At 49.1% G+C, this 21,618-nt stretch carries 17 protein-coding genes and 7 pseudogenes; 14 read left to right on the top strand and 10 right to left on the bottom strand.

What is annotated here, in order from left to right:
• The first annotated feature begins 117 nt into the window (after nt 1–117).
• The 5 genes from EAH77_RS20355 to EAH77_RS20335 all read left to right on the top strand — a co-directional run bounded on the left by EAH77_RS20355 (nt 118) and on the right by EAH77_RS20335 (nt 4,561).
• Nucleotides 118–606 (top strand): isochorismatase family protein, encoded by a 489-nt coding sequence (locus EAH77_RS20355; protein WP_140474629.1) that lies wholly within the window; start codon nt 118–120, stop codon nt 604–606.
• 384 nt (nt 607–990) lie between these two features.
• The gene (locus EAH77_RS20350; RefSeq protein WP_161985834.1) at nt 991–1,692 is read left to right on the top strand and encodes a lysine exporter LysO family protein; all 702 of its coding nucleotides are present in this window, start codon (nt 991–993) and stop codon (nt 1,690–1,692) included.
• Nucleotides 1,693–1,892: 200 nt separating this feature from the next.
• Nucleotides 1,893–2,672 (top strand): MBL fold metallo-hydrolase, encoded by a 780-nt coding sequence (locus tag EAH77_RS20345; RefSeq protein WP_140474627.1) that lies wholly within the window; start codon nt 1,893–1,895, stop codon nt 2,670–2,672.
• Nucleotides 2,673–2,789: 117 nt separating this feature from the next.
• Nucleotides 2,790–3,764: a GlxA family transcriptional regulator gene (locus EAH77_RS20340; protein ID WP_140474626.1), complete on the top strand. Its 975-nt coding sequence runs from the start codon at nt 2,790–2,792 to the stop codon at nt 3,762–3,764.
• Between the two features lie 341 nt (nt 3,765–4,105).
• Nucleotides 4,106–4,561, top strand: a complete 456-nt coding sequence (locus EAH77_RS20335; protein ID WP_140474625.1) for an OsmC family protein — start codon at nt 4,106–4,108, stop codon at nt 4,559–4,561.
• Nucleotides 4,562–4,885: 324 nt separating this feature from the next.
• Here the strand turns inward: EAH77_RS20335 and EAH77_RS20330 are convergent.
• Nucleotides 4,886–5,185, bottom strand: a pseudogene (locus EAH77_RS20330) (integrase core domain-containing protein); the annotation flags it as partial.
• Between the two features lie 88 nt (nt 5,186–5,273).
• Here EAH77_RS20330 and EAH77_RS20325 point away from each other — a divergent pair.
• Nucleotides 5,274–6,518 carry an IS110 family transposase gene (locus EAH77_RS20325; protein ID WP_140474624.1) on the top strand — a complete coding sequence of 415 codons (1,245 nt, stop codon included), beginning with the start codon at nt 5,274–5,276 and terminating at the stop codon, nt 6,516–6,518.
• Between the two features lie 229 nt (nt 6,519–6,747).
• On the opposite strand, the pseudogene EAH77_RS25615 reads toward EAH77_RS20325, so the two are convergent.
• Nucleotides 6,748–7,562, bottom strand: a pseudogene (locus EAH77_RS25615) (IS3 family transposase); the annotation flags it as partial.
• 75 nt (nt 7,563–7,637) lie between these two features.
• On the opposite strand from EAH77_RS25615, the pseudogene EAH77_RS20310 reads away from it, so the two are divergent.
• Nucleotides 7,638–8,687: pseudogene (locus EAH77_RS20310) on the top strand (6-phospho-beta-glucosidase); the annotation flags it as partial.
• 363 nt (nt 8,688–9,050) lie between these two features.
• Complete coding sequence (gene lepA / locus EAH77_RS20305) at nt 9,051–10,850, top strand: translation elongation factor 4 (RefSeq protein WP_140474623.1); 1,800 nt, start codon at nt 9,051–9,053, stop codon at nt 10,848–10,850.
• Between the two features lie 488 nt (nt 10,851–11,338).
• Here lepA and EAH77_RS20300 read toward each other — a convergent pair whose 3' ends face one another.
• A complete protein-coding gene (locus tag EAH77_RS20300) occupies nt 11,339–12,229 on the bottom strand; it encodes an MBL fold metallo-hydrolase (RefSeq protein ID WP_140474622.1) in 891 nt (296 codons plus the stop codon).
• Between the two features lie 120 nt (nt 12,230–12,349).
• Between EAH77_RS20300 and EAH77_RS20295 the strand changes: the two genes are divergently transcribed.
• Nucleotides 12,350–13,318, top strand: coding sequence for a GlxA family transcriptional regulator (locus tag EAH77_RS20295; RefSeq protein WP_140474621.1), 969 nt, complete (start codon nt 12,350–12,352; stop codon nt 13,316–13,318).
• A 612-nt stretch (nt 13,319–13,930) separates the two neighbouring features.
• On the opposite strand, the gene EAH77_RS20290 is transcribed toward EAH77_RS20295, so the two are convergent.
• Nucleotides 13,931–14,788, bottom strand: a complete 858-nt coding sequence (locus EAH77_RS20290; protein WP_140474620.1) for an NmrA family NAD(P)-binding protein — start codon at nt 14,786–14,788, stop codon at nt 13,931–13,933.
• An 86-nt stretch (nt 14,789–14,874) separates the two neighbouring features.
• Between EAH77_RS20290 and EAH77_RS20285 the strand changes: the two genes are divergently transcribed.
• The 3 genes and pseudogenes from EAH77_RS20285 to EAH77_RS20280 form a co-directional block, all read left to right on the top strand.
• Nucleotides 14,875–15,231: a winged helix-turn-helix transcriptional regulator gene (locus EAH77_RS20285; RefSeq protein ID WP_140474619.1), complete on the top strand. Its 357-nt coding sequence runs from the start codon at nt 14,875–14,877 to the stop codon at nt 15,229–15,231.
• A 117-nt stretch (nt 15,232–15,348) separates the two neighbouring features.
• Nucleotides 15,349–15,477 (top strand): annotated as a pseudogene (locus tag EAH77_RS25610) (transposase); the annotation flags it as partial.
• A gap of 16 nt (nt 15,478–15,493) precedes the next feature.
• Nucleotides 15,494–15,736: pseudogene (locus EAH77_RS20280) on the top strand (IS30 family transposase); the annotation flags it as partial.
• On the opposite strand, the pseudogene EAH77_RS20275 reads toward EAH77_RS20280, so the two are convergent.
• From EAH77_RS20275 to EAH77_RS25605, 3 genes and pseudogenes are all read right to left on the bottom strand, one after another.
• A pseudogene (locus tag EAH77_RS20275) lies at nt 15,726–15,875 on the bottom strand (replicative DNA helicase); the annotation flags it as partial. The pseudogenes EAH77_RS20280 and EAH77_RS20275 overlap by 11 nt on opposite strands.
• A 109-nt stretch (nt 15,876–15,984) precedes the next feature.
• Nucleotides 15,985–16,828: pseudogene (locus EAH77_RS20270) on the bottom strand (IS5 family transposase).
• Nucleotides 16,756–17,085 (bottom strand): hypothetical protein, encoded by a 330-nt coding sequence (locus EAH77_RS25605; protein ID WP_162541442.1) that lies wholly within the window; start codon nt 17,083–17,085, stop codon nt 16,756–16,758. Before EAH77_RS25605 ends, EAH77_RS20270 begins: the two are co-directional and overlap by 73 nt.
• A 223-nt stretch (nt 17,086–17,308) precedes the next feature.
• On the opposite strand from EAH77_RS25605, the gene EAH77_RS25760 reads away from it, so the two are divergent.
• Nucleotides 17,309–17,536: a hypothetical protein gene (locus EAH77_RS25760; protein ID WP_347237674.1), complete on the top strand. Its 228-nt coding sequence runs from the start codon at nt 17,309–17,311 to the stop codon at nt 17,534–17,536.
• A gap of 293 nt (nt 17,537–17,829) precedes the next feature.
• Here the strand turns inward: EAH77_RS25760 and EAH77_RS25755 are convergent, their stop codons facing one another.
• From EAH77_RS25755 to EAH77_RS20250, 3 genes are read right to left on the bottom strand one after another with little or no spacing between them, the layout of a single operon-like run.
• The gene (locus tag EAH77_RS25755; RefSeq protein ID WP_140474617.1) at nt 17,830–18,267 is read right to left on the bottom strand and encodes a hypothetical protein; all 438 of its coding nucleotides are present in this window, start codon (nt 18,265–18,267) and stop codon (nt 17,830–17,832) included.
• A gap of 50 nt (nt 18,268–18,317) precedes the next feature.
• On the bottom strand, nt 18,318–19,706 hold the full coding sequence (locus EAH77_RS20255) for a sensor histidine kinase (protein WP_140474616.1): 1,389 nt from the start codon (nt 19,704–19,706) through the stop codon (nt 18,318–18,320).
• On the bottom strand, nt 19,706–20,383 hold the full coding sequence (locus tag EAH77_RS20250; RefSeq protein WP_140474615.1) for a response regulator: 678 nt from the start codon (nt 20,381–20,383) through the stop codon (nt 19,706–19,708). Before EAH77_RS20250 ends, EAH77_RS20255 begins: the two co-directional genes overlap by 1 nt.
• 205 nt (nt 20,384–20,588) lie before the next feature.
• Between EAH77_RS20250 and EAH77_RS20245 the strand changes: the two genes are divergently transcribed.
• Nucleotides 20,589–21,425, top strand: a complete 837-nt coding sequence (locus EAH77_RS20245) for a MipA/OmpV family protein (RefSeq protein WP_140474614.1) — start codon at nt 20,589–20,591, stop codon at nt 21,423–21,425.
• Nucleotides 21,426–21,618: the final 193 nt, after the last annotated feature.

The raw sequence follows: 21,618 nt of genomic DNA, 5'->3' as shown, positions 1-21,618 counted from the left end.
TATTGACCCGATCCCATCGAAATTTGACTTTATGGCCCCTCACGGAGGGGCTATTTAGCTGTTAGCTTTTAAGGTAACTCTGTGAACCTTCCAATAAATAAAACCCAAGGACTGAACATGAAAAATGCCCTGATCGTAATCGATATTCAGAATGACTATTTCCCGGGCGGATCCTTTCCGCTTGAAGCGCCTGAAATAGCCTGTAAAGCCGCAATTAACACGATTGAAAAAGCGCGTGAGGAAGCCTGGCTTATCGTCGGTATTCAGCATATCGCAACAACCGATGCACCATTCTTCAAACCTGACAGTGAAGGGGCGAACATCCATCCAGATGTTGCCGCGGCACTGGGCGATGCGCCGGTTATTATTAAGAAAGAGGCCGACAGCTTCTTTGAAACCAACCTTGAGCAACTGCTGCGCGACAACGGCATCACTGATATCTACCTTACCGGCATGATGACGCAGCATTGTGTTACGCATACAGCGCTTTCCCCGCAGGGACAGGGCATGAAGATGCACATTATTGCTGAAGGATGCGCTGCGCCAACTAAAGCGCTGAGTGACCTTGCCCTGTTCGGACTGAGTGCGCGCTGCAGCGTAAAATAACCCTTGGGTTTGTAAAAATCGCAGGCCTTTATGCGGGCTATGTTGCTATCCGATAGCGTAGCCTGCGCTTTGATAAATCTCCCAACTTTATCGCTGCGAATCACTGTGTACGACCTCTTCATCACATAATCAGCCTAATTTCTTAAGGGAAGAATGCTCATCGCTTTGTACAGCCTACTGCCTATTTTCCTGGCTTTTGCGGGCGGACTTAATCTGAAAAAAGTCGTTAAAAATAGTCACCCTTCCACCTTTGATAAAATCTCAGGCCTGTCACTGTATTTGCTTCTGTTATTTATGGGGGCAACGGTTGGCGGGATCCCTGATATTAAGGAGAAACTCGTCGTCGCAGGCTTTAATGCGCTGGTTATTGCGTCAGGCACGTCAGTGATCACCTTTATTGCCCTGGTCGCTGTGGATAAAATGAGTGCAAAAAAACCACCTCTCCATCCCGCTCCTGACCTGCGGAATAGTCATTCAGATCTGCTGTCAATTTTAATCCCCACGCTCACTCAGATAATCACGGTGATGACCGGTTTTATACTGGGGTTCAACGGGTTAATGCCCGACCTGAACGCAAACTTGATTATCTCTTTGCTTTTGTATCTGTTGATTTTTGCCGTCGCGGTAAAATTATCGTATTCAAATATCAGCATCAAACGCGTGCTGTTGAATAAAGCCAACCTCCTGCTGACGTTGGTTACCATATTGTCATCCTTTGCGGGGGCCGCGCTGGCATCATTGTTTATCAAAATGCAGCTCCGTGAGGTTCTGGCGGTGGGTTCCGGGTTTGGCTGGTATACCCTTTCGGGAACGCTGCTCACCAAAATGGGCAATCCGCTGTTAGGAACCGTGGCCTTCTTAAGCGATCTGTTTCGTGGGATATCGGCCCTGCTGCTCATCCCGCTGATTTCGAGGTTCGGTTACATTAATGCTGCCATCGGCATATCGGGCTCGACGGCTCTTGATGTAACGCTGCCGGTTATTGAGAAGTACTGCGGTGCGGCTTATATCCCTTTTGCTCTGCTGATGGGAGGGGTAACGACGCTGGCCGTTCCCTTTATGATCCCTTTCTTCTATTACCTTTGAACATGCCGTTTAGCAGCAGCGACATGCCAGTATAAACCTGAGCCACTACTATTGGCCTGATTTCATCGAACACTGACCTGAGAACGTATCACGGCCTGTCCCTTTCACCTCTTATAGTAAACCCACTAGCAGCCACCCTGTCAGACAACAGAAAACACGGTGGATGAGCCTCAAAACCTGATGAATTACTGGAGCAATCAATGAGATTAACGCAAATTCGCAATGCCACGCTCGTGCTGGAATATGCCGGTAAAAAATTCCTTATCGACCCGATGCTGGCAGAAAAAGAAGCCTGGGATGGTTTTGCCGGGAATGCACGCCCGCACCTGCGTAATCCCATGGTTGCGTTACCTGTGGCCGTAGAGGATTTACTGGCCGTTGATGCCGTTATCCTGACCCACACCCATACCGATCACTGGGATGAGGCGGCCCAGCAGGCTGTTCCTAAAAATATGCTGATCTACACGCAGGATGAAAAAGACGCAGCGCTGATCCGTTCTCAGGGCTTTTTCAACATTCGCGTTCTGAAAGAGGAAAATCATTTCGTTGATGGCCTGACGATTTATAAAACTGACGGCCAGCACGGCAGTAATGAATTGTACGCAGATGCTGAATGGGGTGATTTACTGGGTGATGCATGTGGTCTGGTCTTCACACATCATGATGAAAAAACGCTCTATATAGCGGGTGATACCGTCTGGGTTAAGCCTTATGCAAGAAACCTGCAGCGCTTCAAGCCGGAGATTGTTGTGCTTAACACAGGTTATGCTGTCAACGACCTTTACGGTCCGATTATCATGGGCAAAGAGGACACGCTGCGCACACTTAAAATGTTGCCGACGGCGACCATCGTGGCTTCTCACATGGAGTCGATTAATCACTGCCTTCTCACCCGCGCGGAGCTGAGGGAATTCTGCTTTGAGCACGGCATTGAAGATAACGTTCTTATACCTGCAGACGGTGAGACCATGGCTTTCTGATACACACTTCGCCTGATTGAGGGGAAGAATGCCATTCCGACTATCACTTAGTGATTAAAAATTAATAAATTAACCGTCGGCGAACCGGTGGTTATCATTTACGGTAGGGTTAACGTTATGTCTGCACTGACGGTCGCCGTGATTGCCACGGACGGATTCAGCCCGTTTCACTTTTCTGTGCCCTGTATTATTTTCGGACAATCTATGCCGCAGTCGGACTTATTCCGCGTGGAGATATGTGCTGAAAAACCGGGCGTTATACTGTCTGATATTGGCCTGTCCATTAATGTGGAGCATGGTCTTGAGCTGCTTGATGTCGCAGACATTGTTATCGTGCCCTACTGGAACCATCCAGAAGAGAGACCTTCTCAGGCGCTCCTGGACACGCTTATAGGCGCATGGCAGCGCGGCGCAGAGGTGGTAGGGCTTTGTCTCGGCGCCTACGTGCTGGCTTATTCCGGCTTGCTGGATAAACACCGGGCTGCAACGCACTGGGAGTATGAACAGGACTTCATTGAACGATTCCCCGCCGTTCATCTGGACAGCAACTCGCTGTATACCAGTGATGAACATCTTATTACCTCTGCCGGCTCCGCCGCCAGCATTGACTGCTGTCTCAATATTATCCGTGACCATTACGGTACTACAGTTGCTAACCGGGTGGCACGAAGAATGGTTGTTCCTCCTTATCGGGAAGGCGGTCAGGCACAGTTTATTGAACGTCCGGTCCCGGTATCTTCGCGGGACCGAAAAATGAACGAACTGATGGACTACCTGCGTCGCAATCTGGACAAGCCGCACGATCTCGACTCACTGGCCGGGTTTGTCAGCATGAGCCGGCGGACGCTGACGCGTCATTTTTTCAAGGCTACCGGAACGACGCTGGGAGAATGGCTAAACGCGGAGCGTCTCCAAAGAAGCCAGGAGCTGCTGGAAACCACGGACAGTAGTATTGAAAGCGTGTCAGACATGGCTGGGTTTCAGTCACCGATTTCTTTCCGCCAGAGTTTTAAGACGAGATTCAGCGTTAGCCCAAGCGAATGGCGTCGGGCATTTCGTGGTCCTGCGCCTGTTGATCAGAAAAAGGCCTGAGCGAAAGGCAGGAGGAATGGGCGTTAAAAAGAGCCTTCTCCTTTTACAGCGAAGCCGTCTGCCTTTGCGCGATCCGCATCATACCGTCCTGATACTGTCAGATTTGGTCAAACATCATTCCTGCCGATATCTCTTTCTGGCAAGCATCTCGGCGGTATTAGACCAGACCCCATTAAATCGATATTCCGTGATGTGAGGAGTGGCAACACTTACAGTTGTAGTGGCAATCCAGATATCTGCGCGACTATATCAAAGAAACTTCATGGGCCCGCCCCAGATACTGGTTCCGACAGAGAGTGAGTGAGCCCTACGCATTTGAAATTTGAAAAGGAGTACGAAAAATGGCCCAAATGAATACAAGTATCAAAATCCATTGGAATGGTGCGATGCAAGGTGCTGGCCGGATCGAAGGCACTGAGCTTGGTGTCGCTATCGCCATTCCCGCCAGTTTCGGTGGCAGCGGCGCAGGCACCGATCCCAAATCGTTGTTAGTGTCGGCTGCGGCCTCTTGCTATGCCATGACGCTGATTGCCATGCTAGAAGCGAAAAAGTTGCCTGTCGCTGGACTGGCGATGCATTGTAACGCATCCGAATCCAAGGATGCAGGCGTAAGCATCGACTACGATGTACGCTTGTTGCTGTCTTCCGATGCGACTCAGGCTCAGCTTGATGCAACCAGACCGCTTATTCAGGCTGCAGATACGGTCTGTGCCATCGGCAATTTGTTGAGAACCGCAGGCTATCGTATCGAAGCTCAAGGTCAAGTGGCCACAATAGTTGAAGACATGGCTAATTAAGTGGAATGCTGGCTGGCCTTTTCGCCCGGCAGCAACCTCCGGTGAACTAGCCGCCGAAAATGCCCGCCTTAAACGGCTGCTGGCGGAGCTGAATATGAACCGGTTATCCTCCAAAAGATCGCAACACACCTGACGAAGCCAGGGGGGATGTTCAACTTAAAAATGGTTGCTTCCGGTCCGCGACGAAAGGTGTATGGCGGAAGGGTTTGAACACTTAAGCTCTGTTGACCTGCCCCCATGATTAGATACAACGCTCAGTTAGTAATGTCGGATCTGTGACCCGCGCCCCATATGTGATCCATTCATAATCAGGAATAACCGGCTTCAGTCTGGCTGCATATTCTGGCAACCGGCAGATTTTTCGGCGAATTCGGAGGGTGTCATCCAGCCCAGTGCAGAATGGGGACGACTCTGGTTATAGTGTATGCGCCAGGCCTCGATTTTGCACCGTGCATCCTCCAGAGACATGAACCCGTTCTCGTTCAGACATTCCTGCCGCAGTCTGCCGTTGAAGGACTCTACCGTCGCATTATCCGTCGGTGTGCCCGGCCGTGAGAAGTCAATGCGGATACCCCTTTCATATACCCACCTGTCCAGCATTTTACCTGCAAATTCAGAACCATGATACCTATTGAGTGCATCCAGCTAGCGTTTAAGTCAGCTATTTTCTACAACTTGTAATGTCTGTGTCTGTCACAAGTGGAGAAAATCAATGAACACTTTAGTTAGTAACATCGGTGTGTCGGGGACTCTGATTGCCCTAGATATCGCTAAAAAACATCACGATGCAAAAATTCGGCACCCGGATGGACGAACATCCTACCTGCGTATTGAAAATACCCTGGAAGGGTTCAACCGACTGCTTGCGCTCACCGCTTCACCCCATGAAGATATTATCGCTGCATTTGAACCTACAGCTGATTATCACCGTAACATCGCATGGTGGTTACATAAGCAGGGAGTTCAGTGCCATCTTGTTTCATCTGTCAGATGTGCGCGAGCTCGTGAGATGCTGTTTAAGACCTGGGATAAAAATGATCGCAAAGATGCCAGTGTCATTATGTATTTGCTCGAACAAGGATTATCTTCACCATTTTATGATCCTCTGGCGAATGGCATTATCGATATACAGGAGATATCAAACACATACCATCAGGTTACTCTGGCACGAACACGATGTCTGAACAGCCTGGTTAACCACTATCTAACCCTTTATTTTCCCGAAGCTGAGCAGTTTCTGCATATGTCCCGGGCAGAGTGGTTCTGCCAGTTTTTACTTCAATTCCCTACACCGTCTTGTATCACGTCACTTAACCGGGATGTGTTTGTAAAACAGTCATGGGATGTTGTTGGGCGGAAACAGTATAAACAGCAGTTTCTAGAACATCTCTATGATGTTGCAGCGAATTCCATTGCATTACCGTTACCAGATGATTCTCTGGCAGTGGCCACGTTCAGATTACAGCTTCATCGATATATCGAACTTTCGGCCCAACGATTACAACTTGAGAAACAAGCAGAAAAATATTTGCAGAAACGAAGTGACTACCAGCATTTACGTACGATCCCGGGGATTGGACCTGTGATTGCCCTTATGGTTATTGCTGAAAGTGGTGATTTGACACGTTTCGCTCATTATCGACAGTACCTCAACTTTTGTGGTTTTAATCTCTCCGCCATTCAGAGCGGGCAAAAGCACAGTGGTTACAGATTATCAAAACGTGGAAATGCGCGGTTAAGATATGCCTTCTGGCTTGCCGCCACAGTAGCAGTAAGAACGAGGGAAAACAGTTTCCGGTACAAATATGAACGCTATCTTCGGGAAAATGGAGACAAGCCTGATCAGAAAAGAAAAGCCATGACGGCTGTGGCAACAAAAGTCGCCAGAGTGGCGCATGCAATTGTAAAGCAGAATATTGATTACAAAGGGTATTATGAAATAAGCCATGGGACGTGATTCAACGGGCCGTAAGGCGCATCGCGACCATTAGATAATGCTCAACGTCCATGGTTTCCCAAAAATGCTTTGTTAAGTCCTGTCGGGCCATTTCGGACCCTTGTATGTCATGGTAAGCATATTTATAAGCCGAAAGGAAATGTGGGCAGTATCGGATATTAAAATGAACTATCGTCTTTGTATTAGATGGCTGTATCCCTGCGTGTAAAATAGTTGACTCAGACGGTAGTCCGTTATCAGTTTTCAGCAACGGCGGTAAAGGGCGCCTGAGCGCTATGCTGTTCAGCATTTCTGCCACTTCTGTTGAACGCAGATTCTGCCCCACGCAGATCCCCAGGCACTCGCGGGTGTACAGGTCGATAACCGTCAGCAGGCGCAATCTGCGCCCGTCAAACAGCGCATCAGAAACAAAATCCATGCCCCAGACGTGATTCGGATACAGGCCCTGGGGCTGCGGTTGCCTGCGCTGAGCGGATTTATTGCGGCGTGGCCGTTTGAGGCGCAGCGACAGACCCTGTTCACAGTAGAGACGGTATATCCGTTTGTGATTATCGCGCCAGCCCTCACGCCGGAGCATCACGTATACCCGGCGATATCCGTAGTGAATTCGCGTTTCGGTGATCTCACGGATACGCAGGCGCAGTGCGCTGTCATCGGCAGCAACTGAACGATACCTGAGCGAGCTGCGGCTGAGCCGTAACGCAAAACATATCTGTCTTTCGCTGGCACCGTACCGGGCCTGTAAATCCCTGACCCATTCGCGCAGGCGTGCCAGCGTCAGCTCTTTTTTGCCAGCACGTCCTGCAGCATTGCCTTGTCGAGGCTGAGATCGGCAACCAGCCTCTTCAGCCGCAGGTTTTCCTCTTCCAGTTGGCGCATATGTTTGAGTTCAGATGGGGAAATTCCACCGTATTTCTTACGCCACGTGTAAAAAGTGGCATCGGAGATACCCAGCTTGCGGCAGACATCCGGTACGGACGTACCCAGCTCAGCCTGCTTCAGGGCAAAGACAATCTGCTCTTCGGTGAATCGTGACTTTTTCATCGGCACCACCTCCGTTCAGGGGAGTGTTTATCATGCCGGAATTCTGTTTCTGAATGGAACAGGATTTTGGGGTAGGGTCATCTAGATGCCCGCATCAGCGATGAACGCATTTCTCTAAAATACAACATGATCGGACAGGAAACGAATGGCCTCGGTGGTTTTGCCAATGCCTGTCGTACCATTCCCATTGCTCTAGACATTGCCCATGAAATGGAACAGTTGTGCCCTGATGCATGGCTCCTGAACTTCACTAACCCATCGGGAATGGTCACTGAAGCCATTCTCAAAAACAGTAAAATCCGCACCGTAGGCTTGTGCAATGTGCCGGTCATTATGCAAAAAGGAATCGCTAAGATGCTCGGTACTGATGACATAAATGATTTCATTATGCAGGTTACTGGCCTGAACCATTTCATCTTAGCCCGCCATATCTGGCATGAAGGTAAAGACAAGCTGAATGTCGCTATTCAACAGATCTCAGCAGGTAACGACCCACTAATACCCAAAAATATTCCTCCTTTTAAATGGCCTACTCATCTGTTCGAAAGAATGGGAATGATACCCTGCCTTTATCTGCGTTATTACTACATGAGTGATGATATGTACCGCCAGGAGTTGGGTGAAGCTCAGGGTGAAGGGACTCGCGGTGAAGTGGTTAAAGAACTCGAAAGAGAACTATTTGAAATCTATCGCAATCCGGACCTGGCAGAAAAACCTAAAGCGCTGGAAGGTCGTGGGGGCCAATACTACTCTGATGCGGGCTGCGAGTTGATGAGCGCGATTTATAACGACAAACGTATCATCATGCACGTCAACACACGTAACAACGGTGCTATCGCTGCCCTCCCTGACAATTGTGCCGTTGAAGTCAGTGCTATGATCACCCGTTCCGGGCCGATCCCGCTTAACGTGGAACCCTTCCCTGAGGATATCCTTCGTTTAATTCAGTTAATGAAGACCTTTGAAGAACTGACTATCGAATCGGCAATGAGCGGAGACCGGCATACCGCATGGCGTGCTCTGGTTATCAATCCATTAATCAAGAGCGGTAAAGTACTTGAGGATGCATTAAATGAAGTGCTTGAACATAACAAAGCATTAATGCCTGCATTTCATCAGTGCTGACTATTCGAACTGACGAAGTATTAAAAAGATTGATCCTGAATTGTAGCAATGGTGCCACTTCAGCTTTGCGCTGACATTACAATTTCTGGGATCGTCACAGTGCCTGTGGCGATCTCCGCCCACGTTTATTGCTGAATTTTGAGACGGAAAGCGTTAGCGAGCAAACGCTGCCAGGTAACGACACTATCATTATTATTACCTTGCCACGCGATTGCGTGTCAAAAATAGGATGTGTTATCATCCGCCCCGGCTACTTACTTTTACATCTTTTATGATTTTTCATGCACTGAATATTCAGTGTAATTTCTCTCGCCCGCTTTTTTCTTCGTGGTGAGCGGAACAGTTATGTAAAAGGCCACTTCCATGTCATTTTCTTCCATTCGAAATTTCTGCATTATTGCCCACATCGACCACGGCAAATCTACGCTTGCAGATCGTTTTATTGAGTTAACATCTACCGTGTCCCGACGGGATATGCGGGAACTCCTGCTCGACTCAATGGATATTGAGCGCGAACGCGGAATTACCATCAAACTACAAACGGTACGCATGTGCTATCAGAGCGATAAGGGTCACCAGTATCAGTTCAATCTGGTGGACACGCCAGGACACGTTGATTTTTCTGCGGAAGTTTCACGCAGCATCGCCGCTTGTGAAGGTGCAATACTGTTGATTGACGCCACGCAAGGCGTCCAGGCCCAAACTATTGCCAATCTCAATCTGGCTAAACAGCACGGACTGACCATACTGCCAGTCCTGAATAAAATCGACAGTCCGCAAGCTGATATCGATAGCGTAATGCGGCAACTGGCCGGGATCCCCGCACTGGATCTCAGTACAGTATTACAGATATCGGCAAAAACCGGGGAAGGCGTGGCTGACGTACTCACCTTTGTCGCCCGATATTTCCCCTCCCCTTGTGGCGAGTCAAATTCCCCGCTAAGGGCACTGGTATTTGACTCTCATTACGATCCTTATCACGGCGCCATCATGCATGTCCGGGTTGTGGACGGCAGCATCAATATCGGCGATCCCCTCTGTTTCATGTCATCTGGTTTTCGCTTTGAGGTCGCCGAAACAGGGGCTTTCCATCCTGGGCGACAACCCTGTAAAAAACTGGATACGGGAGAAGTGGGCTATATCGCCGCCGGGATTAAAGATGTGGGGGTGATTCAGATTGGCGATACCCTGACGCAGGCAGTAAATCCGGCAATCAAAGCGGTTTCGCGCTATCAGGAAATGAAACCGATGGTGTTTTCCGGACTCTACCCTGATGCCGATGAAAATCTGAAAGGGTTACGTAACGCCATGGATAAACTGTCGCTTAACGATGCGGCACTGCACATTGAACAGGAAGTCTCCGCATCACTGGGCGCAGGCTTCCGTTGTGGTTTTCTGGGTATGCTACACATGGACATTGTCTGCGAGCGCCTGAAGCGGGAATACGGCATCTCTGTGATTGCCACCGCGCCGAGCGTTGAATATCACGTCTGGTTGCATAATGGCCAATGCCTGAGCGTCGATAACCCGGCTCATTTTCCTGGTGAAGACACGCTGAGTTACGTCGAAGAACCTTTCGTCGTCAGTACCATTCATACGCCGGATACTTATGTGGGTGCCATGATGGAGCTTTGCGCCTCCCGGCGTGGCGAGTTTGTGGATATGCATTATCTGGGCAGTGCCACCGTACGTCTGACCTGGGAGATGCCGCTTAATGAGATGGTATTCGGTTTTTTTGACACACTGAAATCCCTCACCCAGGGCTATGCCACGCTTGATTACGAATTTTCAGGGTATCGACAATCCGATCTGGTACGCTGCGATATTTATCTCGATAACCAACTGGTGGATGCCTTTTCTTTTATTATTGCCAGACAAAAAGCCTGGGCACGCGCGTCCGAAATCGTTAAAACGCTGAAGTACGTCATCCCGCGCAAACTGTATCCGGTCCCGGTACAGGCAAAAGTAGAAAACCGCTTTATCGCGAGGGAAGATATCCCGCCATTGCGTAAAAGCGCTCTGGCACAAGGGTTCCAGGGCAGCTTGTCGCAAAAAAAACGACTCATTCGTAAGCAACGCGAGAATAAGAAACACAATATTGGGTTTTCAAAACGGGAAATTCCTCGTGAGGCATTTATGGCGATTTTGGCGATTGACGGCTGATTGTTAATTACAACCAGACACGGATAAAGAAACACACAAATGCGGTCTGTATATAGGCGCATTTGCTTCAAGCTCTATGTACGCTGGCTTCCCAAATCACTTACTGGTGTAAGCTTCTGTGGATTCACGCGGTTGCCACCTTTCTGCAACTCAAAATATTTGGTGTACAACCTCGTTTGGCGAGTGCTCGGCCAGTGAATGGGACCAAAAACAATTCAGCACTGTCTTCGACTCGCCGGTGGCAAGTTCGTCTTTCACCAGGATAATCTGGAAGGCACGCGCTGGGGCTGTGTTACATTACCCTATCGGAAGAAGAGGACGAAAGAGCAAGTAGCACACGAATATTGCGACTTGATGCGACCCAGTTCATGCAAAACGGCTGCCAGACCGCTTTTGGTCAAGAGCGGCCAATTCCTAAATAGCAAAATGGCCCTTGTCCAAAAGGACCAGGGCCATTGATTATTCTACACTGCGTTAATGGACGGAATTTAAAACTTCAGAATTTCGCCATCGGCTGGAATAAGTACGCGGCCCTGGATACCATGTTGCTTCACATGTTCCTTTAGTTCCTTGCGACTTAGTGTCATATGGTTGATTGCATCCATATGCGTTGCGATTATCGTTGCCTTCGGCATCGCTTGATACGCGTGAAGGACGTCGTCCTTACCCATGATGATGGAACCTGTGTAACCAACCATGCGGGCGTCCCCCGTATTCAGGATGATCACATCGGGTCTGAACTTCGCCAGGGTTTGGTCTACATCGCTACCCCAAACAGTATCTCCGGCAATGTAAACCGTTTTCATCCCCGGTGCCTGGAACATAATGCCCATTGCTTCACCCAGCATCTCGGCTACCGGTTTTTTTGAGTACATCTCATCCGTACCGTGCTGCCCGCCAATTTTGGTCAAGTGCACGCCTTCGAAAATAGTGTCTTCACCCAAGATCCGAACGTTGGTATAACCCTGCCCGCGGATCAGTTTAGCGTCGACCTCATCCTGCACGAACAGAGGAATATCCTTAGAAATGAACTGCTGGTCACCGCCGTCCCAATGGTCTAGGTGGGTATGACTCACGATCACCGCATCTACTCCCTCCAAAATATCCTTCGCCGGCATTGGCAACTCAACGAGCGGGTTGCGTAGTTGGCTGTTGAATGTCCCAGGGAAACCAGGGTACTTGCCTTTTTCTGCAAGGAAGGGATCGACCAGGAAGATCTTTCCTTTATAGTTGATCTTCAACGTGGCGTTGCGAACCTGTTGAACTTGCAGTATCGACTTGGTCGTCGTTGAATCGATATTGGCGACATCATTAGCCATTACATTTGCTGCCCCAAGAGATAAAGACAGAACGAGAGCCAAGGCTTTCAATCGTTGCATTTTGTTGCTCCATAGATGTTGTAGTTGGTAACCGCATTGTAAACGCACTACGCTAACTGTAATATTGGCTCAAAAGTCAATTATCAATACTTTTAGGCCACGCAGAGAGGTTTTCCAGCTATGACCGAAAAATTACCTGTTGTCGCCTTAATCGTTTACCCCAACTTCAGCCCATTCCACTTCTCCGTACCGTACATGGTTTTCGGCGCAGAGTTGCCAGAGGGTCGTTTGTTTGACCTGAAGATTGTTTCATTGGGTGCACAGCCCCTGACTGCAGAACGTGCGATGACCATACAGCCGGACGGTGGGCTGGACTTGGCAGAAAAAGCGGACATCGTGATCGTACCAGGGTGGCACGACCTAGACACACATCCAGACCCAGAATTGGTAGAGGTGCTTGCGCATGTGCATGCAAGGGGAGCCCATGTCGTGGGACTTTGCTACGGCGCATACGTACTCGCTTATGCGGGACTACTTGACGGCAAACGCGCCTCGACACATTGGATGGCGGAAAAGGATTTTTCCAAACGTTTTCCGCGTGTTAGACTTGATATGAATGCGTTGTATATTGAGGAAGACCGGTTAATTACTTCGGCAGGTACTGGTGCTGGGCTCGACTGCTGTCTGTATATTGTGCGTGCTTATTATGGGCCGAAGATCGCCAATAAAGTTGCGCGGACAATGGTCATTCCACCTCATCGCGAGGGCGGTCAAGCGCAGTTCATTGAACAACCCATGGCCATATCAACGCAAGATTCACAGGTAAACCGGCTGCTCGACTACTTACGTGAAAATCTCGGCAAGCGGCACAGCATTGATGAACTGGCGACTAGGGTGGCGATGAGCCGTCGAACACTCACTCGTCACTTTCAAAATGCGACAGGTATGACAGTCATCGATTGGCTAATCAATGAGCGCCTACGGCAAACACGCGATCTTCTGGAAACGACCTCGTTGTCGATTGAAAGAATTTCAGAACTGACTGGCTTTCAAACGCAACAGTCATTGCGTCAGCACTTCAAAAAGCGTTTCCAAGTCAGCCCAAGAGATTGGCGCAGGTCCTTTGGACAGAAAGCAGTCGGTGACTGAAATGAATACACTCGGCTAACTGTGCGTCAGCCACAGGCCATCATTGTGCCTCATAGCAACGGGTTCAAGGTAACCCCGTCATCCTTTAGGCGTGACGTTACGGCAACTCCTCATGTTTTATAAGTAGATTCATGCAATGTCCACCCTCCCTTTAGCTGTACACCCTAGACAAAAACATATGAGTGTGACCTTCGTTGTCATTATCTGATCAATCAGCGAAAACAGGACTGGCCTCACAAATATAGGAAATTTCGATACTCGTAACAAACTTACTCGGAATCCTAAGAACTGATTCCGCAATAGGTAACAACAGTGGTATCTTTACCATTGTGATTCTCTGATAAAGATGGCCATTCTGGTGATTTTTACAGAATAGAGTTTCTCATTTAGCTTATTATTAGCAAGTTACTGGCAAAAGCAATCCCAGTCAGAGAAGCCAAATTAAAGAAGCCCGCTCAGGAAACTAAGCGGGCTTCTTTGCTATTCGATGGTTTCTGGGGAACGGTTAAGAGCGAAAAGCCGACTTACTGAGCTTTGTAGTAATCTTCTGATAATGTCGGCCGTTCATCGAATTCACCGCTAGACCGCCACCCAGCTTATTTGAGTGGCCCTTCAGCCAAGCATTTCAGCCAACCACTGCCGTACGCTACGCGGCTCAAGCCCAAGCCGGTGCTGCGCGCTAGTCTCGCCATCAATCACGTTGTCTGCGGCTTGCGAAAGAGTTTGATAGAGGCCCACGACGCCGACAGTGGCCGGGCCAAGCATCGGCTCAATCAGTTTGCCGAACGAGTCAGGCGTCAATGCTTCGAATGTGACGGTTCGACCAAACTGCTCTGAAAACCCCACAGCGAGATCTGCGCCCCTCAATCCAGGCTGGTGGCCAACGCCGACAACACCGGTCACGGAATGGTCGGACAGTAGCCTCTCAGCCACCTTGGCGACATCGAGGTGCGAGCTCCATGAAACCGGGAAGTCGGCACCCACCGGATACCGCAGAACGCCCTTGTTCTCCGCTGGCTCGAAAACCATCGGCAGGAGCAGGTTCTCCAGATAGAGACGTGGAGCGACGATGGCATGCGAGACGCCGCTTTCCTCCACGCCACGCACAAGGATTGCAACGGCGCTGTCTTCGGGTGCCTGCAGCACAGTTCCAGGTTGGTCTATGATTGTGCCACTGGTCGAGACCACGACACGTTTGGGTTTTGCGGCCTTGATAGCCTGGACAATATTCTTGGCCTGCTGGACGCGGGCGGGCTCAGACATATTCGGTAGGTGGATGAAAACGCCGTCAGCATCGCGGTAGGCGGCAACTAGCGAATCAACGGAATCGTTATCGACCGCAACGGCAGGCTTGCCTGCGACCTTGGCAGGATCGCGAACAGCGGCGAGCACGTTCTTGCCCGAAGCGAGTAGACGGATATAGAGTGGACCGCCTTGGGCGCCGGTCGCGCCGTGGATAATATAGGACATACATAACCTCTTCATTGCTATAGAAACTACATTTAAGCAATACTTGCACCAGTTACGTCAAATGCACTAATGGAAGAAAAACAAATATGTCTCGAAAAAAACTGCCCCGATGTGGCGTGGAGCGCTTCCTGCTCCTTCTCGACGGACCATGGGCGACGCTGATCGTGAGGGAACTGCTGCACGGCCCTCGGCGATTTACAGAGCTCCGAGGGGCCTTGAATGGCATCAGTGCGCATACTCTGACTCATCGTCTGCGCCGTTTCGAGGAACATGGGTTGGTAACGCGCACGACCTTCGCCGAGACACCGCCTCGGGTCGTCTATGAACTGACCCCGTTGGGGCTGTCCTTGAAAGATGTTCTTTATGCCATGAAGGATTGGGGCGACGCGATTCCGGATGACGCACTGGACGCGCCAACATCCGACGTGGCGGCCCAAGTGTAAGCACCCCGGTAATTTGGTCAATATTAAACACAGCAAACGTTTTCAGCATAGGAGTGTAATTGGTTTCTCCTGTGACCTGACCCAAAATCCTGCTCCATTCAGTAACAGAATTGCGGCATGATAAATACTCCCCTGAACGAGGGCTGTACCGATAAAAAGTCACGATTTACCGAAGAGCAGATTGTTTTTGCCCTGAAGCTGGCTGAGCTTGGAATGTCCATGCCAGATGTCTGCCGCAAGCTGGGTCGCTAAAATGACCAATCACACCCTGTTTACTGTAGCCAGAGACATTCAGGTCTATTTTTGTGATCTTCAATCACCCTAGCAACCTGGATCAAATGAAAACACGAACAGATTACTCAGGCAGTATTTCCCAAAAGAAACTGACTTATCAGTTCACAGCCAGCAAAGATTAAATAGTGTAGTCAGGCAACTCAATGAGAGACCAAGAAAAACGCTATACTATGAGTCAGTGCAGAAGGCTTCGACTCAAGCAGCGCCTTAAGTGAACGGGAGATTTCAGCGATTTCCTGCGTCCGGTTCTCCTGGTAAGGACACCGCATGAGTTGCATCATGATCAGCGAAGACCTACAGAACTTGCGCGCATTGCGACGGCCCCGAATGCGCAACATCGACGGTGTCAAAATAGCTGGTATCATCAATTGACCTGCTCCCCATTGATTAAAACAGCGTGATGTTGGCTTTGTTGAATAAATCGGGTTTAGATAAAACTACCCCTTATCAGTCATTTTCTCAGGAAATTCGTACACTTTCAGGCATGCCTGCACGCGTCATTTTGTTCAATGCACGGATCATAACCATGGCCTCACCGACCGCCGGTTATAAGCCGTGTTCCATTTCCAGTAAGCATTGCTCCCCGTAAGCCTCTACCTCGCCACCGCCTGATTTCTGTCCGCATACTCCACCGGCCAGTAACCCGCCCGGGTGCGCGGCGGGATAAGCGCCTTGATTTTCTTACGCCGCAGCTCGTCATGGCATAGTTTTGTGTCATAAGCGCCATCGGCGGAAGCCACCTTAACTTTCCGATGGGTCTGACGAATAAGTCCCGGGAATGCTTCCGAATCGGTCACGTTGTTCAGGGATAAATCAGCGCAGATAACCTCGTGGGTATCGGCGTCCACCGCAAGGTGCAGTTTCCGCCAGACGCGACGTTCTTCCTGACCGTGCTTTTTCACCTTCCACTCACCCTCACCGAAGACTTTTAAGCCGGTGGCATCGATAACGAGATGGGCAATCTCGCCGCACGTGGTGTTTTTGAAAGGGATACGGACGGACTTAGCCCGTCTGTTGACGCAGGAATAATCTGGGCAACGGGGCGGGAGCTTCATTAAGGTAAAAATGGAATCAATGAATCCCTGAGCGGCGCGTAGTGTGAGGCGAAAGACGCGTTTGAGCATCAGTACGGTGGAAATAGCGAGTTCAGAATAGCGTTGCGGACCACCCCGTGAAGACGTTTTGGGTTCGTCATACCAGGCCTGAATGGCCGACTCATCAATCCAGAAGTCAGTGAACCTCGATTGACGAGAGCCTTGTTGTAGGCGTTCCAGTGGGTAATTTTGAACTTTTGTTTTGCCACGTGATACCGCCAGAGGGGGTAGGAATGTTGTGATCTGATCCTGATTGCGGCCAAAATTTCGATTTATTCAACAAAGCCCGTAAATTAATATGCAATTGTGTATGTTCAATGACGATATTTTCATAATATCCTGGTGGAGTCTCAGGAATCGTTTTTAAACTCAACCATCCGAAGTTAAACAATCCAATGCAAACCATGAGTAGCACAGCAATTATTTCATATTGATTTCTTCTAATACTTTGTAAAAACACAATCATCGACGAAACTCTCTTATTGATGTCATTTGTATATGAGATTCCTCGTTCAACCTCTGTTTTTATTAGGCACTATAGGCCACAACAGATGATGGTCGATGCCCCATTTCCTTCACACTGTTCTCCCCGATTGATAGAGTGCGCGTAGGATACACCTGCCCAAGTATGATGCATGTTACGATTTAAAACATGTGAATATTCATTATTGCCGTCACCCGATCAAAACATTCAGCAAAGACAGCTCAGACTATCTATATGTAACCTACAACTATTGGTGGTCATTCTGGTGGTCTTGACAGAAAGGGAATTTATGTTTAGCCTATTTATTAGCCAGTTACTGGCAAAGGCGATCCTAGCCAGAGGAACTGCTGTTCATTCGTTCCACGGTCTCTCGCGAGACTGCAACCATGTAGCATTTAAACGCTTCCATAAACAGTTATCGAAAGCAGCGTAGTTGCTACCAGAGCGGCAGGAGGTGGAATGATGCTTTCATTTAGTGTATCGATGTGAATGTTTGCTATTACCGCAGAGCTGATTGCAGCTATTGGAACAATAGTACAATTAGGAAATCTACGGAATAATTAACCTAATTGAATGCTTTATCATGTTTGCATAATTATATTGCGATGAGGACCATGCAGAGAATGGATTAAAGGCCTGCTTATTTTCGGCTTCAATTTCAGGGAAATTGCTAATTTTCAGGCCGGGATGCTTCGCGGTATTGCTGTGTTATACGAGAGTATAGTGCTAGCAAGTTCTATCGCCATCAGTCCATCGCTTGATATCACTTATAGTTGGCGACCTGATGCCCGTACTCAAGATATTCTTAGTTGTGTATAGACTGATCTTAGCGTTGTCACCACCATGGTTTTCTATCTCAATAAGCGTGTTGTTGATAAACAATCCCTCTGAAAGAAGCTTTTGATTGATCTCACCTACTTTGCGCTCACTGTCAAACTCGCTTAATACGATGACCGGATTTCCTGAATATGACTGATATTCCAGACACTGCCTTGCCATGTGCCTTAGGGTTCGATAAGTATCGGAGGACCCCGTCTTGCTAATGAAACTGCCGTCTAAAGATGATTGGCTGTTTTTTAAATCGCTTACGGTTATGGCGCATCCGCTGAGTGATATAGAAAATAATATTGTAGCCAGGGCCAAATATTTCAATTTATGCTCCATTATTCTGGTAAATGTCCTACGCAGGGTTGGGACAAAAATTGTGCTTTCTTTCAGACGGAATTGTGCTTTGGGAAGTCAACAATAACCATGAGCCCACCTTCTGCAGACGTACCCAGGAAAACACTGCTGTTGTGTTGCTGCGCAACCGCTTTGACTATTGCAAGCCCCAATCCACTCCCGCTTTGCATCTGATTGGGATCACGAAAAAATCTGTCGAACACCCGCTCCCTCAATTCAACCATGATGCCGGGCCCTGCATCTGAGATACGCAGTTGAGTGGATTTATCTAATGACCGTACCTCTACCTCAACCCGCCCGCTCTCAGGACTGTACTTAACGGCATTTTCAATTAAATTGTCGATCAGCGACATCAGCCGTTCCCTGACACCTGTAATCCAGATTTCATCATGAGAGTAGAATTCAAGCTCAATCCTGCTCTCAGCAGCTAGCGGTGCCAACTCAGCCATTCGCTCTTGTATGAGCGTCGTTAGCGGCACAGACTCTATAACAGTGTCAATGCGCGCTTCGCTGTGCATCAGCAGCAGCAACTGATTGACGAGACGAGCAGCACGGCTATTGCTGCGAATAATCCCTTCAAGCAACTCCTGTTGACTAACGCTGCTCACATAGGACTGCAAAGCCTCAACATTAACTCGCATCGCAGCCAAAGGGGTACGCAACTCGTGAGCGGCATCTTCAATGAAAGTCCGTTCCCTTTCAGTACTTTCTCTCACCCTGGCAAGAAATACATTAATCGCGTCCACCATTTGGCGAAGCTCCATGTGCTTTGGCACTGCTTTTAAGGGAGAAAGATCTTCTGGTGTTCGTAAGGAAACTTCATTTGCCACTTTGTTCCAAGGGCGCATTGCAATGCGGATTGACAGCCACGCAGGAAACAAAAGAAAAGGAATGCATACCAGCAGCGGCAATATGTAGTATCCGCGCGAGTTCAGGTATATAAAGAAGTTCCAGCCTCCTGCAGGGGTGACTAGTGTTACCTCTGTGTCGGAGGTTCCAGACTTCAGAGTACGGCTAGTCCAAGTGCGACCGTTACTCTGAATACTCTGAATTGCCCCATACCTAGTGTTTGTCACCCCTACCGGAGCGCCATCAGATGAATAAATTATCTCTTTATTCTTCCGAACGATTAGGCTGATTGACAGTTCTGGGTCTTCACCTCCGCCATAACCTTCCCGCAACGCCGTGCTGAACTTTTCCAGCACATCGGTTAGATCCTGCGGACGATCACCAACACGATCAACCAATGTCAGAATGGTTTCGTAAGTATTGCTGCCTGATAGCATAGGGGGGCTACGCAAGTTCTCCCACAAAATATAGGTCAGGAAAAGACACCAAAGCAGTGTAAGCAATAGCATCTGGGCGATCATAATTCGCCGTACGAGCGTTGGGGTTCTCAGATGGCGCCAAAAAATGCGCATCAACCTGCCCCCTTCCGTATCGGTACGGTATCAATGACATACCCTACGCCCCTCACCGTTCGCACATAGCCCTCGCCGATTTTGCGACGCAAATTACCCATATGCACATCGAGAGGATTGCTCATGTTTTCTTTTGCACCGAATATCCTTTCTTCCAGAAACCTTCGTGTAAGCACGCGGTCAGTGCGCAGCATTAAAGTTTCAAGCAGCGCGTATTCACTTGCCGTCAAATCAACATTGCCTGCACTCACTGTCACGCGTCGAGTCGGCACATGTAGAGATAATCCCCGAATTTCTATCACCTCATTCTGAAAACCGTAACTGCGCCGCGCAAGTGCTCTCACCCTGGCCAACAACTCGGCAAGAACAAAAGGTTTGACGAGATAGTCGTCTGCACCAGCATCCAGCCCAGTCAGGCGATCTTGCAAAGTGCCTCGCGCTGTCAGGATGATGACGGGGATCCCCTTGAGCTGCTGACGCAGGCGCGCCATCAGGCTCATGCCATCACCGTCGGGCAGGCCGAGGTCGAGCAATACAAGTTCTGGCACGCAGACATCGAGTTGATGCAGCGCATCCACTTTACGGCGAACCCATATGACATCTAATCCTTGATCTGCAAGGGCAATACGTACGCCATTGCCGAGATCGATGTCGTCTTCGATTAGGAGAATTTTCACAATAGTTATTTTATCAACAGTGAATGAAGAACGTCTGAAGAAAAAGACGGTATAAGGAAATCTATCAGATTTGCAGCACCGATACTTACTTCAGTATTTCTTCATTTTTGGCTCATGAGAACTTCAGGGTGAGCATTCAAACTGAACGTTCTGGCGTTTAAAACCGCTTGTATCGTAAACAGTTTAATCCACAAGGACTTCTTTAATGAGAAACATCGAACTACGTCATAAGTTCCTCCATTCACTCTCGGGGCGTACCCTGAAAAGACTGTTGTCGGGAGCTTTCCTGGCGTTACTGGCCACCCCAATACTGGCAGCAGAACAGAAACAGGGCAACGAGTTGACCCTGGGGGGTGGCGTGGATGTTGGGCCACGTTATTCAGGCTCGAATGAAAGCCGCGTCACGACTGCCCTGGTGATTGATTACTCTATGGTAAATGGTTTCTTCGTCAGCACCACGCGTGGTATCGGTTACGGTAACAGCATCGGCAAGCTGGATTACAGCGGGGCGCTGAGCTATCGCGCAGGCCGTAAGGATCGTGACGTGGACAGCGACTCGATCAACTACGGTAGCGACTACTTGCGAGGTATGGGTGACGTCAAAGGCTCGGCTATCGGTGTGATTGGCCTGGGATACGAGGTGACCGATTGGCTTAATTTGCAATTGCAGGCTGAGGTACCGATTTCTCAGCGAAGCAATGGTGAGGCCCTGCATTTCGGCATTGTCAGCCCGCTCTATACGTCATCGAAAAATGCTGTGAAGCTGGCGCTGACCAGCAGTTGGGGGACCAGTGAATATATGCAGACTTACTACGGGGTAAGTGCATCACAGTCGGCCGCATCGGGGTTTACTCGATATGATGCCGGGTCTGGAATTTATGCCTATTCACTGAATATGGACTGGACGCACAAGATCAACCAAGACTGGAGCGTAGATGCCGAAGCAGGTTTTACGCAGTTGACTGGTGACGCACGCAATAGCTCAATCGTTCAACGAAAAACATCGCCCACTGGAAGCTTGAAAGTGACATATAGCTTCTGATCTTTGTTTGTTACTGGACAAACAATTGAAACATCTGGCGGAGCTGGCAGACTTATGTAATTTCTTCCATTCCACTCAAATAATGTTTGAGAACTGGATTAATTTAGTCTGGTATTTTTTCTTGTTCTTTTTACCTACAGCTAGACATGGGCCGGACACGGGGCCTGAAGCGCTAAGCAGCCCCGTTTCAATA

This window comes from Ewingella americana (assembly GCF_006438725.1).
Taxonomy (GTDB): domain Bacteria; phylum Pseudomonadota; class Gammaproteobacteria; order Enterobacterales; family Enterobacteriaceae; genus Ewingella; species Ewingella americana_A.
This window is presented reverse-complemented; position numbering and strand designations above follow the sequence as displayed.